This window comes from Pseudomonas retamae (assembly GCF_043496865.1).
Lineage (GTDB): Bacteria > Pseudomonadota > Gammaproteobacteria > Pseudomonadales > Pseudomonadaceae > Aquipseudomonas > Aquipseudomonas retamae.
In genome coordinates this window covers 242,227-256,147 of record NZ_JBIEIL010000006.1, presented here as the reverse complement: position 1 = coordinate 256,147, position 13,921 = coordinate 242,227, and the positions used below count along the sequence as shown (strand labels likewise).

Annotated in this window: 14 protein-coding genes and 1 other RNA gene; 11 read left to right on the top strand and 4 right to left on the bottom strand. The window is 61.0% G+C overall.

Annotated features, from left to right (window positions below):
• The first annotated feature begins 129 nt into the window (after nt 1-129).
• Nucleotides 130-747, top strand: a complete 618-nt coding sequence (locus tag ACGSLL_RS14535) for a glutathione S-transferase N-terminal domain-containing protein (RefSeq protein ID WP_090286143.1) — start codon at nt 130-132, stop codon at nt 745-747.
• Nucleotides 748-763: 16 nt separating this feature from the next.
• The gene (locus ACGSLL_RS14530; RefSeq protein WP_208939826.1) at nt 764-1,177 is read left to right on the top strand and encodes a ClpXP protease specificity-enhancing factor; all 414 of its coding nucleotides are present in this window, start codon (nt 764-766) and stop codon (nt 1,175-1,177) included.
• Nucleotides 1,178-1,228: 51 nt separating this feature from the next.
• Here the strand turns inward: ACGSLL_RS14530 and ACGSLL_RS14525 are convergent, their stop codons facing one another.
• The 4 genes from ACGSLL_RS14525 to ACGSLL_RS14510 form a co-directional block, all read right to left on the bottom strand.
• Nucleotides 1,229-1,807 (bottom strand): BON domain-containing protein, encoded by a 579-nt coding sequence (locus tag ACGSLL_RS14525; RefSeq protein WP_090286140.1) that lies wholly within the window; start codon nt 1,805-1,807, stop codon nt 1,229-1,231.
• On the bottom strand, nt 1,804-2,397 hold the full coding sequence (locus tag ACGSLL_RS14520; RefSeq protein ID WP_008082788.1) for a phosphoheptose isomerase: 594 nt from the start codon (nt 2,395-2,397) through the stop codon (nt 1,804-1,806). The genes ACGSLL_RS14525 and ACGSLL_RS14520 overlap by 4 nt, the downstream gene beginning before the upstream one ends.
• A 104-nt stretch (nt 2,398-2,501) precedes the next feature.
• Entirely contained in the window at nt 2,502-2,864 is a 363-nt protein-coding gene (locus ACGSLL_RS14515) for a YraN family protein (protein WP_394506818.1), read from the bottom strand.
• Nucleotides 2,864-4,675 (bottom strand): penicillin-binding protein activator, encoded by a 1,812-nt coding sequence (locus ACGSLL_RS14510; protein WP_394506817.1) that lies wholly within the window; start codon nt 4,673-4,675, stop codon nt 2,864-2,866. Before ACGSLL_RS14510 ends, ACGSLL_RS14515 begins: the two co-directional genes overlap by 1 nt.
• Nucleotides 4,676-4,852: 177 nt before the next feature.
• Here ACGSLL_RS14510 and rsmI point away from each other — a divergent pair, with 177 nt between their 5' ends.
• From rsmI to mraY, 9 genes are all read left to right on the top strand, one after another.
• Nucleotides 4,853-5,758: a 16S rRNA (cytidine(1402)-2'-O)-methyltransferase gene (gene rsmI / locus ACGSLL_RS14505; RefSeq protein WP_394506816.1), complete on the top strand. Its 906-nt coding sequence runs from the start codon at nt 4,853-4,855 to the stop codon at nt 5,756-5,758.
• A gap of 73 nt (nt 5,759-5,831) precedes the next feature.
• Nucleotides 5,832-6,185, top strand: an RNA gene (gene rnpB, locus ACGSLL_RS14500) — RNase P RNA component class A.
• 401 nt (nt 6,186-6,586) lie between these two features.
• A complete protein-coding gene (mraZ, locus tag ACGSLL_RS14495) occupies nt 6,587-7,042 on the top strand; it encodes a division/cell wall cluster transcriptional repressor MraZ (RefSeq protein WP_007917012.1) in 456 nt (151 codons plus the stop codon).
• Nucleotides 7,039-7,986 carry a 16S rRNA (cytosine(1402)-N(4))-methyltransferase RsmH gene (gene rsmH / locus ACGSLL_RS14490; RefSeq protein WP_394506815.1) on the top strand — a complete coding sequence of 316 codons (948 nt, stop codon included), beginning with the start codon at nt 7,039-7,041 and terminating at the stop codon, nt 7,984-7,986. The genes mraZ and rsmH overlap by 4 nt, the downstream gene beginning before the upstream one ends.
• Nucleotides 7,983-8,276, top strand: coding sequence for a cell division protein FtsL (ftsL, locus tag ACGSLL_RS14485; protein WP_016773269.1), 294 nt, complete (start codon nt 7,983-7,985; stop codon nt 8,274-8,276). The genes rsmH and ftsL overlap by 4 nt, the downstream gene beginning before the upstream one ends.
• Nucleotides 8,276-10,015, top strand: coding sequence for a peptidoglycan D,D-transpeptidase FtsI family protein (locus ACGSLL_RS14480; RefSeq protein WP_203422138.1), 1,740 nt, complete (start codon nt 8,276-8,278; stop codon nt 10,013-10,015). Before ftsL ends, ACGSLL_RS14480 begins: the two co-directional genes overlap by 1 nt.
• A complete protein-coding gene (locus ACGSLL_RS14475; protein WP_394506814.1) occupies nt 10,015-11,478 on the top strand; it encodes a UDP-N-acetylmuramoyl-L-alanyl-D-glutamate--2,6-diaminopimelate ligase in 1,464 nt (487 codons plus the stop codon). Before ACGSLL_RS14480 ends, ACGSLL_RS14475 begins: the two co-directional genes overlap by 1 nt.
• Nucleotides 11,471-12,838 carry a UDP-N-acetylmuramoyl-tripeptide--D-alanyl-D-alanine ligase gene (locus tag ACGSLL_RS14470; RefSeq protein ID WP_394506813.1) on the top strand — a complete coding sequence of 456 codons (1,368 nt, stop codon included), beginning with the start codon at nt 11,471-11,473 and terminating at the stop codon, nt 12,836-12,838. Before ACGSLL_RS14475 ends, ACGSLL_RS14470 begins: the two co-directional genes overlap by 8 nt.
• Nucleotides 12,838-13,920, top strand: a complete 1,083-nt coding sequence (gene mraY / locus ACGSLL_RS14465) for a phospho-N-acetylmuramoyl-pentapeptide-transferase (protein WP_007956769.1) — start codon at nt 12,838-12,840, stop codon at nt 13,918-13,920. The genes ACGSLL_RS14470 and mraY overlap by 1 nt, the downstream gene beginning before the upstream one ends.
• The last annotated feature ends 1 nt before the right edge of the window (nt 13,921 follow it).

Below are 13,921 nucleotides of genomic sequence, written 5' to 3'. Positions count from 1 at the left end.
TGTTAATCGCGCGCGCCCAAGGGCGCCTCCGATAAAGCAGGGTCTGCTCGGTCAGACCCTGCGGGAGGTGCCCTCTGGGCGCGCGCGTTTTTCCGGTTCCGAAAAATTCAACAAGCGAGGAGGATCGCCATGGGCGTGACCAATCGGTTGGCCTGTTACTCCGACCCCGCCGACCACTATTCCCACCGAGTGCGCATCGTGCTTGCAGAGAAGGGTGTCAGCGCCGAAATCATTTACGTGGAAGCTGGTCGCCAGCCGCCTAAACTGATTGAGGTGAACCCTTACGGCAGCCTGCCTACCCTGGTCGATCGCGACCTGGCGTTGTGGGAGTCGACCGTGGTCATGGAGTATCTGGACGAGCGTTACCCGCACCCGCCGTTGATGCCGGTTTATCCGGTGGCGCGTGCCAACAGCCGTCTGCTGATTCATCGCATTCAGCGTGACTGGTGCGGTCTGGTGGATTTGATTCTTGATCCCAAGGCCAAGGAAGCCGCGCGGGTGGTGGCGCGCAAGGAATTGCGCGAGAGCCTGACGGGCGTGTCGCCGCTGTTTGCCGACAAGCCGTTCTTCCTCAGTGAGGAACAAAGTCTGGTCGATTGCTGCCTATTACCCATACTCTGGCGTTTGCCGATTCTGGGTATTGAACTGCCGCGGCCGGCCAAGCCGCTGCTTGATTATATGGAGCGCCAGTTTGCGCGTGAGGCTTTCCAGGCGAGTCTGTCTGGTGTCGAACGCGACATGCGCTAAGGCTTAAGGAGCCGCTATGAACTCCAGTCGACCTTATCTGGTCCGCGCGCTCTACGAGTGGATTGTGGATAACGATTGCACCCCGCACATGCTGGTCAATGCCGAATACCCGGCGGTGCAGGTGCCGCAAGGCTTCGCCAGCGACGGGCAGATCGTGCTGAATATCTCGCCAAGCGCCGTGCGTCATCTGCACATGGACAACGACGTGGTGACGTTCGAGGGCCGCTTCGGTGGTGTGCCGCACAGCCTGTACGTGCCGATCAGCGCGATTCTGGGCATCTACGCCCGGGAGAACGGTCAGGGCATGGTGTTCGATCTCGAGTCGCCGCTGGATGACGAAGACGATATCGAGCAGGATGACGACCAGCCGCCACCGGATAGCGAGCCACCGCGCCCTAGCGGCCGGCCAAGCCTGAAAGTGGTGAAGTAATAAAAAAGGCGATCCGGATGGATCGCCTTTTTTGTGTCTGTCGTTCAGCGGTCAGTCGATGTACTCGAACAGCTTCACGATCTTCTGCACCCCGGACACACCTTGCACCAGATTGGTCGCCTGAGTGGCTTCCTGTTTGGTCAGCAGGCCCAGCAGGTAGACGATGCCGTTTTCGGTAATGACCTTGATGCGCGAGCCGGGAATGCTGGCGTCGGTGAGCATCTGCGTCTTGATCTTGGTGGTCAGCCACGCGTCATTCTGGCGGGCCAGCAGGGACGAAGGCTGCAGCACTTGCAGTTCGTTGTGGACTTTCTTCACTCGTTGCACGTTGGCGGCGGCCTGTTCGGCCTTGGCCTTGAGGTCTTCGCGCGGGGTCTGGCCGGCGAGCAGTACCACACCGTTGAAGCTGGTGACGACAATGTGCGAATCGTTGTCCAGGGCCGGGTCAGCCTTGGCGATGTTCACGCCGACCTTGGTTTCGATCAACGAGTCGTCGATCTTGCTGCCGAAGGTGCGCGTGCCACGGTCGTCTTCGATCGGCGCTTCACGGCTGGCATTCACCACCGAGGTGCAGCCGCTGATGCCGAGGCACAGAGTCAAGGCCAGAAGGCCAAGGCGATTAGGGGTCATTCTTCACTCCCGAACAGTTGGCTGTCGATCAGATCGCAGAGGCAATGGATCGCCAGCAAGTGGACTTCTTGAATACGTGCAGTGACGTTGGCCGGTACGCGAATCTCGACGTCCTCGGGCAACAGCAGCGACGCCATGCCGCCGCCATCGCGTCCGGTCAAAGCTACGACAATCATTTCGCGATCATGTGCGGCCTGGATCGCTTGAATAATGTTCGCCGAGTTACCGCTGGTCGAAATCGCCAGCAGTACGTCGCCGGGCTGGCCCAGTGCGCGGATCTGCTTGGAGAACACTTCGTTGTAGCTGTAGTCGTTGGCGATCGAGGTGATCGTCGAGGTGTCGGTGGTCAGCGCGATCGCCGGCAGGCTCGGGCGCTCGCGCTCGAAGCGGTTGAGCAGCTCCGAGGAAAAGTGCTGCGCGTCACCGGCGGAGCCGCCGTTGCCACACGAGAGCATCTTGCCCTCGTTGAGCAGGGCGTTGACCATGATCTGGCTGGCTTGCTCGATGTGCGGTGCAAGTACGTCCATCGCCTGTTGCTTGGTGTCGATACTGGCCTGGAAAAGCTGGCGAATTCGGGATTGCATGTCCATCTGTGTGACCTTAAGTAGCGCGGCTGTCCGGCACATGAATGTGCAGCCCGCAAAGCAAAGAGCAAAATGTGTCGGTGAAATTGTCCGGGTCGCAACGCCGGCGATCAACTGTCGAAAGCATTCTGCAACCAGTTCAGTTGATCGGGGTGGCTGTCGATCGCCACCACGTCGAAGCGGCAGGGGGAATTGGCCCAGCGCGATTCACGCTGAAGAAAATACTGCGCGGCGAAAATCAGTTTCTGCTGCTTGCGCGCATCGATGCTGGCAAGCGCGCCGCCCCATTGAGTGTTCTTTCTATAGCGAACTTCGACGAATACTACTGTATCGCCATCAAGCATGACCAGATCAAGCTCGCCGCGTTTGCATAACCAGTTCTGCGCCAGCAGGCGCAGACCCCGGTTTTGCAGATGCTCGAGCGCCTGGCGCTCGGCATCCTTGCCGCTTTGCGAGCGTGACCTGTCGGGCATCAGCGCGGAGTGTCCGGCAGACGCTGCACCTGACCGCTGACGAACTGTGCCCAAGGTAGCTGACGGACGACGCGTTGGGTCTGGGTCATGCCGAGGCTGCCCGACTCACCATCGATGCGGCTGTCCGGCAGGGCCTTGAGCTGGCCCAGACGCGGAGCCAGGCGATAGGCGTCAACGCCCATTGCATACAGACGGCCGAGGCTGCCGGCGGCTTGCGGCCACTGGGCAACCACTTGCTGACGCAGTGGATCGCTGGTGTCCAGCAGCCATGGAGTTTCGCAGAAGCGAATGCCGTTCATGTCGTTGTACTGGTTGACGTCACCGCTGGCGCTGTAGACGTGCGAAGTCGCGTAGACCGGAACGTCACCGGCGTACTGGAAGTTCAGGGTCGGCTTGATCTGCTGCGCTTGCTGTGGCGTGGCGGCAAGGAAGATGAACTCGATGTCCTGGCGACGCGAAGGCTGCGCGGCGACGTTGGTGCCGGCAGCGTTCTGCAGGCTCTTGGCGCGGGCTTCACTCTGACGCAGCTGGAACATGTCGGCGATCTGCTGGGCCAGTTGCACCGGCTGATCAACACGCTCTGTAGCGACGATGCTGCCGCCGTTGGCCTGCCAGTCCTGGCTGAATGCACGCAATACGCGGTCGCCCCATTCGCCCTTCGGCACCATGATCGCGGCGCGATGCAGGCCATCGGCACGGGCACGACGCGAGACTTCGCGGGCTTCGTCTTCAGCGGCCAGACCGAACTGGAACAGCTGCGCCGGGCCCTGATCGCCTTCGCTGTAGTTCAGCGCGAGGGTGGTGATTGGCAGTTGCGGGCGGGTGCTCAGTTGTTTGACCAGCGGTTTTTCCAGCGGGCCGACCACCAGTTGCACGCCGTCAGCCTGTGCCTTGCGGTAGAACTCGTCCATCGAGGTCAGCTTGGAGCTGTCGTAGAACTCGATGGCTGGCGGTTTCTGCCCGGCCTGTTGGGCCTGGTAGTGCGCCGCCATGAAGCCTTCGCGCAAGGCTTTGCCGACTGCGGCCAGTTGGCCATCCTGTGGCAGCAGCAGGGCGATCTTGCTCAGTGGCTGGCTGGCCAGTTCCTTGAGTTTGGTCAGCGGCAGCGGCAGGTTGATCGCGGCCGGGTGCTTGGGGTTCTGCGTGCGCCAGTTGTCGATCGCCGCTTGCTGCTGCTCCAGCGTGCCGGCGGTTTTTACCGCCAGGGCCAGAGCCATCCAGCCGCCGAGGTCGTCGGTGCTGTTGGCTTGCAGTTGGTCGGCCGGCAGCGAGCCGATCAGGGTCCAGATCGCTTCGTGGTTCTTGCTTGCGGCTTCGCCTTCGAGCATCGGTGCGATGAACACGCGTTCACGGGCGGCGGCCAGAGTCTGGCCATCCGCTTCCAGAGCGCGGGCATGCACGGTGCCGGTGCGCACTTGCTGTTCTTCCGGCATCTCGCCGAGTTTCTGCAGGCTTGGATGGCTCAGGGCCGTCAGCGCGGCTTTCGGCTGATTGCGGGTCATCGCCAGTTCGGCGGAAAGCGTGTTGGCGAAAATCTGCTGGCCGGGCTTGAGTTGCTCGACCGGCACTTGTTGCAGGATTTGCGCGGACTGGCCGGCATTGCCCTGACGATAGGCCAGGTCAGCGGCGCTCAAACGCAACAGTGCGGCTTTTTCCGGGGTTTTAGCCTGGGTCGCCTGTTCGAGCAGTTGCTCGATGCTGGCATCCGGAGTCCGTGGAAGTTCGCCAAGGCTGGAGGAAGGGGAGCTGGCGCAAGCCGCCAACAAGGCAGCGAGGCAGAGGGCAGTGAACAGCCGCAGGCAAGCGATCATGTAAGTGTTCCTGATACTCGATCAAATTAGCGTGGAATTGTACCCAAGCACTGGCCGGGGCGCGATGTTACTGGCGTGAAACGGGTAATTTAGCTGGAGTAAATGTTGCGGCGGCCCACAACTGTGCGAAAAACCGCGCTCGGCGCGAGCACGTCGCAAGCCTCGTGACGCGCTACAATGGCCGCTTTTACCGATCACGAGGTGTGCGCTTTGACTGCTCCAGGTTCCCTGAATTCCGCTGCTGGCTCGCTTTATGTGGTGGCGACGCCCATCGGCAACCTGGACGACATCAGCGCCCGGGCCCTGAAAATCCTCCGCGAAGTGGCATTGATCGCCGCCGAAGACACGCGGCATTCGGCGCGGCTGATGCAGCACTTCGGCATCGGCACGCCACTGGCGGCTTGCCACGAACACAACGAACGGGATGAAGGTAGTCGCTTTATTACCCGTCTGCTGGCCGGTGACAATGTCGCGCTGATCTCCGATGCCGGCACTCCGCTGATTTCCGATCCGGGTTATCACCTGGTGCGGCAGGCGCGGGCGGCCGGCATCAACGTGGTGCCGGTGCCGGGCGCCTGCGCGTTGATCGCGGCGTTGTCGGCGGCCGGGCTGCCGTCCGACCGGTTTATCTTCGAAGGCTTTCTGCCGGCCAAGTCGGTGGGGCGCAAGGCGCGTCTCGAAGCCGTCAAGGAAGAGCCGCGCACCTTGATCTTCTATGAAGCCCCGCACCGCATTCTTGAATGTCTGCAGGACATGGAAGAAGTGTTCGGCGGCGAGCGTCAGGCTTTGCTGGCCCGGGAAATCACCAAGACCTTCGAAACGCTCAAGGGTTTGCCGCTGGCCGAGCTGCGCGCGTTCGTCGAGTCCGACAGCAATCAGCAGCGTGGCGAGTGCGTGGTGTTGGTGGCGGGCTGGACCGCGCCGGAGTCCGAAGATGCGGTCAGCAGCGAGGCGATGCGTATCCTCGATCTGCTGCTCGAAGAAATGCCGCTCAAGCGCGCCGCTGCGCTTGCTGCACAGATCACCGGTGAACGCAAAAACGTGCTTTATCAGGTTGCGCTGGAAAAACAGAAAGGCGTGTAAGCCGTCGCCCATAGCGGTCTTGCGGGTTTTAGCGCTTGTTCTTCGGCCGCTCTGCCGTTAACCTTCGCGGCGGAGAGTCGATCGGACAGTCGCTGCCCTCTATGAAAATTAGGGGGGGGAGGAAAGTCCGGGCTCCATAGGGCGAAGTGCCAGGTAATGCCTGGGAGGCGTGAGCCTACGGAAAGTGCCACAGAAAATAACCGCCTAAGCGCGCAAGCGCCGGTAAGGGTGAAAAGGTGCGGTAAGAGCGCACCGCACGTCTGGCAACAGTTCGTGGCTAGGTAAACCCCACTTGGAGCAAGACCAAATAGGGTCCCAAGGCGTGGCCCGCGCTGGGACCGGGTAGGTTGCTAAAGATGTCCAGTGATGGCCATCGTAGACGAATGACTGTTCAAGACAGAACCCGGCTTACAGATCGACTCTCCACCTTTTCTTTCCCTGCTTGAATCAATGGCAACAGGGCTGTGTAATATCAGCAGGCCTGGGCTGAAAGTCCGGCAGCGGCAAACGCAGTAATAGCCATTTCCCACCGTGCTTCAATCAACAGCAGAAGCGCATTTGTAATACCGAAAAAATCTTACTCTTAACAAACTACTTTAACTTTCGAGCGCAGCTTTCAGTGCTGCATCAGGTTATGGGTTAAAAGTCGCCGTCAGATTCTCGTTGTGCCTCCTTTTAAGCTGCTAAATCTCCGTTCTGTAAGGGTTTTCCTTTAATCCGCGCCTTGACGGTGTGGTGGGCGCATTCCTATAGTGTGCGCAAGTGGCGGAAAGTGGCATGAAGTGGGTTTTTTGAGCTCAAAACGATAAAAATTGGAGAAACGCAGACGTGTTTCGCGGAGCTAACGCTATCAGTCTCGATGCAAAGGGCCGTCTCGCCATGCCGAGCCGGTACCGTGACGAGCTCGATTCGCGCAGTTCCGGCCAATTGATCGTGACCATTGATGCCGTAGATCCATGTTTGTGTGTCTACCCGCTCGACGAGTGGGAAATCATTGAAACCAAGTTGCGCGCACTGCCTTCGCTTCGCGAAGAGAACCGTCGCCTGCAACGTTTGCTGATTGGTAATGCCGTCGACCTCGAACTCGACGGCAGTGGTCGTTTTCTGGTTCCACCGCGTCTGCGCGAGTACGCCAAGCTGGATAAGCGCGCAATGCTGGTGGGCCAACTGAACAAGTTCCAATTGTGGGACGAGGATGCATGGAACGCGGTGTCTGCCGCTGACCTTGCTGCTATTCAACAACCGGGCGCGATGCCTGATGAACTGCGTGATTTGATCCTGTGACTATTGATAGCGGCTTTAACCACATCACCGTACTGCTTGACGAAGCCGTCGAGGCTCTCGCCGTACGTCCTGATGGCTGCTATCTGGACGGCACGTTCGGGCGCGGCGGGCACAGCCGGTTGATCCTGAGCCAGCTCGGCACGGACGGTCGGCTCATCGGATTCGACAAGGACCCTCAAGCGATTGCCACCGGGCAAACGCTAGCGGCCGAAGACGGCCGCTTTGTCGTTGTGCAGCGCAGCTTTGCCGAGCTCGGTTCGGTGGTTGCCGAGCAGGGCCTGACCGGCAAGGTCAGCGGCATTCTGCTCGACCTCGGCGTATCGTCGCCGCAGCTGGACGATGCCGAGCGTGGTTTCAGTTTCCTCAACGACGGCCCGCTGGACATGCGCATGGACCCGTCCCGTGGCATCAGCGCAGCGGAATTCGTCAACACCGCGCCGGCTGAAGAAATCGCCCGGGTGTTCAAGGAATACGGCGAAGAGCGTTTCTCCGGGCGCATGGCTCGCGCCGTGGTCGAACGTCGCGATATCAAGCCGTTCGAGCGCACCGCCGATCTCGCCGAAGTGCTGAAAGTCGCCAACCCGGCGTGGGAAAAGGGCAAGAACCCGGCCACCCGTGCGTTCCAGGGTTTGCGCATTCACGTCAACAACGAATTGGGTGATCTGGAAGCCGGCCTCGAAGCCGCTCTGGACGCGCTGGAAGTCGGCGGTCGTCTGGTGGTGATCAGCTTCCATTCGCTGGAAGACCGCATCGTCAAACTGTTCATGCGCAAACTGGTCAAGGGCGAGGCTGACAATCTGCCGCGCAACCTGCCGGTGCGCCACGTTGCCTTCGAACCGAAAATCAAAATCCACGGCAAAGCGCAGACGGCCTCCGACGCCGAACTCAAAGCCAACCCACGTTCCCGTAGTGCGGTCATGCGAGTCGCGGAGAAGTTGCGGTGAGCAAGCTTTTCGCCAAGCCATTGCCTGGCGGCAGCTTTCTGATGCTGCTGCTGTTTATAGGCGTGCTTTTTTCGGCCATCGCCGTGTCGTACAGCGCGCACTGGAACCGTCAGTTGCTCAACACCCTTTATAACGAACTCAGCGTGCGCGACAAGGCGCAGGCCGAGTGGGGCCGGCTGATTCTTGAGCAGAGCACCTGGACCGCGCACAGCCGCATAGAAGTGCTGGCCACCGAACAACTGAAGATGCACATTCCCGGCGCGGCTGACGTGAAGATGGTGGCGCCATGATGAAACTCGAAGGCGCACTGTTCCCGTGGCGCTTCCGCCTGATGGTGGCGCTGCTCGGCCTGATGGTTGCGGCGATCTGCTGGCGCATCATCGATCTGCAAGTGGTCGACCGTGACTTCCTCAAAGGGCAGGGCGACGCGCGCAGTCTGCGGCACATCCCGATTCCGGCGCACCGTGGTCTGATCACCGACCGTAACGGCGAGCCTCTGGCCGTGAGTACCCCGGTGACGACGCTGTGGGCCAACGCCAAGGAAATGCAATCGGCGAAAGAGAAGTGGCCGGCACTCGCCGCCGCGCTGGGTCAAGATCCGAAAGCCTTGGCCGAACGCCTCGAAGCCCAGGCCAATAAAGAATTCATCTACCTGGTGCGCGGGTTGACTCCTGAGCAGGGTCAGGCTGTGCTCGACCTGAAGGTGCCGGGCGTTTACGGCATCGAAGAATTCCGCCGCTTCTATCCGGCCGGCGAAGTCACCGCGCACATGGTCGGCTTTACCGACATCGACGATCACGGCCGCGAAGGTGTCGAGCTGGCCTATGACGAATGGCTGGCCGGCGTGCCGGGCAAACGACAAGTGATCAAGGATCGCCGCGGACGGCTGATCAAGGATGTCCAGGTCACCAAAAACGCCAAGGCCGGCAAGCCCTTGGCGTTGTCGATTGACCTGCGTCTGCAATACCTGGCCAACCGCGAGCTGCGCAACGCGATCATCGAGAACGGCGCCAAGGCCGGCAGTCTGGTGATCATGGACGTGAAGACCGGCGAGATTCTCGCCATGGTCAACCAGCCGACCTACAACCCGAACAACCGTCGTAACCTGCAACCGGCGATGATGCGCAACCGCGCGATGATCGACGTGTTCGAACCGGGTTCGACCATGAAAGCCATCTCGATGAGCGCGGCGATCGAAACCGGCCGCTGGAAACCGAGTGACACCGTCGAGGTGTATCCGGGCTCGTTGCAGATCGGCAAATACACCATCAAAGACGTGTCCAAGAGCGAAGGCCCGGTACTCGACCTGACCGGGATTCTGATCAATTCCAGTAACGTCGGCATGAGCAAGGTCGCCTTCGATATCGGCGGCGAGACGATTTTCCGCCTCGCGCAGAAAGTCGGTCTCGGCCAGGACACCGGCCTGGGCTTCCCTGGCGAACGTGTCGGCAATCTGCCGAACTACCGCGAATGGCGCAAGGCTGAAACTGCAACCTTGTCTTACGGCTACGGTATTTCCGTGACCGCGATCCAGCTGGTTCACGCGTTCTCGGCGTTGGCCAACAACGGTCGCCTCGCGCCGCTGACCCTGATCAAAACCGACAAGATGCCGCAGACCACGCAAGTGCTGCCCGAAGCCGTGGCGAAAACCATGCAGGGCATGTTGCAGCAGGTGATCGAAGCGCCGCGCGGCGTGTTCCGTGCACAAGTGCCGGCTTATCACGTCGGTGGCAAGTCGGGTACGGCGCGTAAAACTTCGGTCGGCACCAAGGGCTACGCCGAAAACTCGTACCGCTCGCTGTTCGCCGGTTTCGGTCCGATGAGCGATCCGCGTTACGCCATCGTTGTAGTGATCGACGAGCCGACCAAGGCCGGTTACTTCGGTGGTCTGGTCTCGGCACCGGTGTTCAGCCGCGTGATGTCCGGCACCCTGCGCCTGATGAACGTGACCCCGGACAATCTACCGACCACGCAACAGGCCAACGCCACCCCGGTCATTCCGCTGAAAGCCAATGGAGGGCGCGGCTGATGTCATTGAGTCTGAACAAGATATTCCCCCACGCCGGCCACGATCTGTTGATCCGTGAATTGGCGCTGGACAGCCGCAACGTGCGCGCCGGCGATCTGTTTCTCGCCGTACCCGGCGGCAAATTCGACGGCCGTGCGCACATCGCCGATGCCCTGCAACGCGGCGCGGCTGCGGTGGCGTATGAAGTGGAAGGCGCCACCGTGCTGCCGATCACCGATGTGCCGCTGATCCCGGTCAAAGGTCTGGCGGCGCAGCTGTCGGACATCGCCGGGCGCTTTTATGGCGAGCCGAGCCATCACCTGAATCTGATTGGCGTGACCGGCACCAACGGCAAGACCAGTGTGACCCAATTGGTTGCGCAGGCGCTGGATCTCCTCGGCCAGCATTGCGGCATCGTCGGCACCCTGGGTTCCGGCTTCTATGGCGCACTGGAAAGCGGTCTGCATACCACGCCGAATCCGATCGCCGTGCAGGCAACCCTGGGCGACCTGAAAAAGGCCGGCGCCAAAGCCGTGGCCATGGAAGTGTCGTCCCACGGTCTGGATCAGGGCCGCGTGACCGCCTTGGCGTTTGACGTGGCGGTGATGACTAATCTGTCCCGCGATCATCTGGATTATCACGGCACCATGCAGGCATACGCCGAGGCCAAGGCCAAGCTGTTTGCCTGGAATGATCTGAAATGCCGCGTGGTCAACCTTGACGACGACTTCGGTCGGCAACTGGCCGCTGACAAGCGCGAATCGCGCCTGATCACTTACAGCCTGCTCGACAGCAGCGCTTACCTGTTTTGCCGCGAAGCGCAGTTCGACGATCATGGCGTGCGCGCCACGCTCGTTACGCCCCAAGGCGAATATCACCTGCGCAGCACTCTGCTCGGGCGTTTCAACCTGAGCAATGTACTGGCGGCGGTCGGCGCCTTGCTCGGTCTGGATTACGCCCTCGACGAAATTCTCAAAGTGCTGCCGAAACTTGAAGGCCCGGCCGGGCGCATGCAGCGTCTGGGCGGCGGCACGCAACCGCTGGTGGTGGTCGATTACGCCCACACCCCGGATGCGTTGGAAAAAGTTCTGAGCGCACTGCGCCCGCACGTCAAAGGTCAGTTGCTGTGCCTGTTCGGCTGCGGCGGTGATCGCGATCGCGGCAAGCGTCCGTTGATGGCCGAGGTGGTCGAGCGCTTGGCTGATCAGGTGCTGGTCACCGATGACAACCCGCGCACCGAAGACCCGGCCGTGATCTTCGATGACATCCGCGCCGGCTTCACTGCTGTGGATAAAGTCACCTTCGTCGCCGGCCGTGGTCAGGCGATTGCGCAATTGATTGCCGGTGCGACGGCTGACGACGTGATTGTTCTCGCGGGCAAAGGTCATGAGGACTATCAGGAAATCAACGGCGTGCGCCATGCCTTTTCCGATCTGGTCGAGGCCGATCATGCCCTGACCGCGTGGGAGGTGGCCCATGCTTAAGGCCCTGACATTCAGCGAACTGACCAACGCCCTCGACGCCCGCCTGATCGGCAGCGATGCCAGCTTCAATGGCGTCAGCATCGACAGCCGCGCAATCCAGCCGGGCCAACTGTTTGTCGCGCTGACCGGACCGCGTTTCGACGGTCATGATTATCTGAACGATGTCGCTGGCAAAGGCGCCGTCGCTGCACTGGTCGAGCGCGAAGTCGCCGACAGTGCGTTGCCACAATTGCTGGTCAAGGACAGCCGTCAGGCGCTCGGCCAGTTGGGCGCGTTGAACCGTGCCGCGTTCACCCAGCCGGTAGCCGCCGTGACCGGTTCCAGTGGCAAGACCACGGTCAAGGAAATGCTCGCGAGCATCCTGCGCACCCGCGGCCCGGTGCTGGCCACCCGTGGCAATCTGAACAATGACCTCGGCGCGCCACTGACCTTGCTCGAACTGGCGCCTGAACATACGTCGGCCGTGATCGAACTGGGCGCTTCGCGTCTCGGCGAAATCGCCTACACCGTGGGCCTGACCAAGCCGCACGTTGCGATCCTCAATAACGCCGGCACCGCCCACGTTGGCGAGTTCGGCGGCCCGGAAAAAATCGTCGAAGCCAAAGGTGAAATCATCGACGGGCTCGCGGCCGATGGCATCGCCGTGCTCAACCTTGATGACAAGGCCTTTGGCATCTGGAAGACCCGTGCAGGCGCTCGCAAAGTATTGACCTTTGCCCTGAGCAACGTTCAGGCGGATTTCTACGCCAGTGATTTGAACACCGATGCGCGCGGTTGCCCGGCCTTCAATCTGCACACACCGCAAGGCAGCGAGCGTGTGCAGTTGAACCTGCTCGGCACCCATAACGTCGCCAATGCCATGGCCGCCGCCGCTGCCGCTCACGCTCTTGGCGTGTCGTTGTTCGGCATCGCGACCGGGCTTGGCGCCGTGCAACCGGTCAAGGGCCGCACCGTCGCGCAACTGGCGAAAAACGGCATGCGCGTGATCGACGACACGTACAACGCGAACCCCACCTCGATGTGCGCCGCCGTTGATATACTCGCCGGCTTTTCCGGCCGCACCGTCCTGGTGCTCGGAGATATCGGCGAGTTGGGCGAGTGGGCGGAGCAGGGGCACCGCGACGTGGGCGAGTACGCCCGAGGCAAGGTTTCCGCGCTTTACGCTGTCGGGCCGAACATGGTCCACGCCGTGAACGCTTTCGGTGAACAGGCGCATCATTTCGGCACGCAAGCCGAACTGATCCAGGCCCTCGACGCCGAGCAGGACACAAACACCACCATATTGATCAAGGGTTCGCGCAGTGCAGCGATGGAAAACATCGTTGCGGCTCTGTGCGGGTCCAGTCTGGAGAAACATTAATGCTGCTGCTGCTAGCGGAGTATCTGCAACAGTTCTACAAAGGCTTCGCGGTCTTTCAGTACCTGACCCTGCGCGGGATTCTCGGTGTGCTGACCGCGCTGGTCTTGTCGCTGTGCTATGGCCCGTGGATGATCCGCACCCTGCAGAACCGTCAGATCGGCCAGTCCGTGCGCAACGACGGCCCGCAATCGCACCTGTCCAAATCCGGTACGCCGACCATGGGCGGCGCGCTGATCCTGTCGTCGATCGGCGTCAGCACCTTGCTCTGGGCTGACCTCAGCAACCGTTACGTCTGGGTGGTGTTGCTGGTCACGCTGCTGTTCGGCGCCATCGGCTGGGTCGACGATTACCGCAAAGTCATCGAGAAGAACTCGCGTGGCCTGCCGAGCCGCTGGAAATATTTCTGGCAATCGGTGTTCGGCCTCGGTGCAGCGATCTTCCTTTATATGACCGCGTCCACCCCGGTGGAAACCACGCTGATCCTGCCGATGCTCAAGGACTACAGCATTCCGCTGGGTGCCGGTTTCATCGTGCTGACCTACTTCGTGATCGTCGGCTCGAGCAACGCGGTCAACCTGACTGACGGCCTCGACGGTCTGGCGATCATGCCGACGGTAATGGTTGGCGGCGGTCTGGGGATTTTCTGCTACCTGTCGGGTAACGTGAAATTCGCTGAATACCTGCTGATCCCTTATGTACCGGGCGCGGGCGAGCTGATCGTATTCTGCGGCGCACTGATTGGCGCCGGCCTCGGCTTCCTGTGGTTCAACACCTATCCGGCGCAGGTGTTCATGGGCGACGTTGGCGCGCTGGCACTCGGCGCGGCACTGGGCACCATCGCGGTGATCGTCCGTCAGGAAATCGTCCTGTTCATCATGGGCGGCGTGTTCGTGATGGAAACCCTGTCAGTGGTCATTCAGGTTGCGTCCTTTAAGCTCACCGGTCGCCGTGTGTTCCGCATGGCACCGATCCATCACCACTTTGAACTCAAGGGCTGGCCCGAGCCGCGCGTGATCGTCCGTTTCTGGATCATCACCGTGATTCTCGTGCTGATCGGCCTTGCCACCCTGAAGCTGAGGTAGA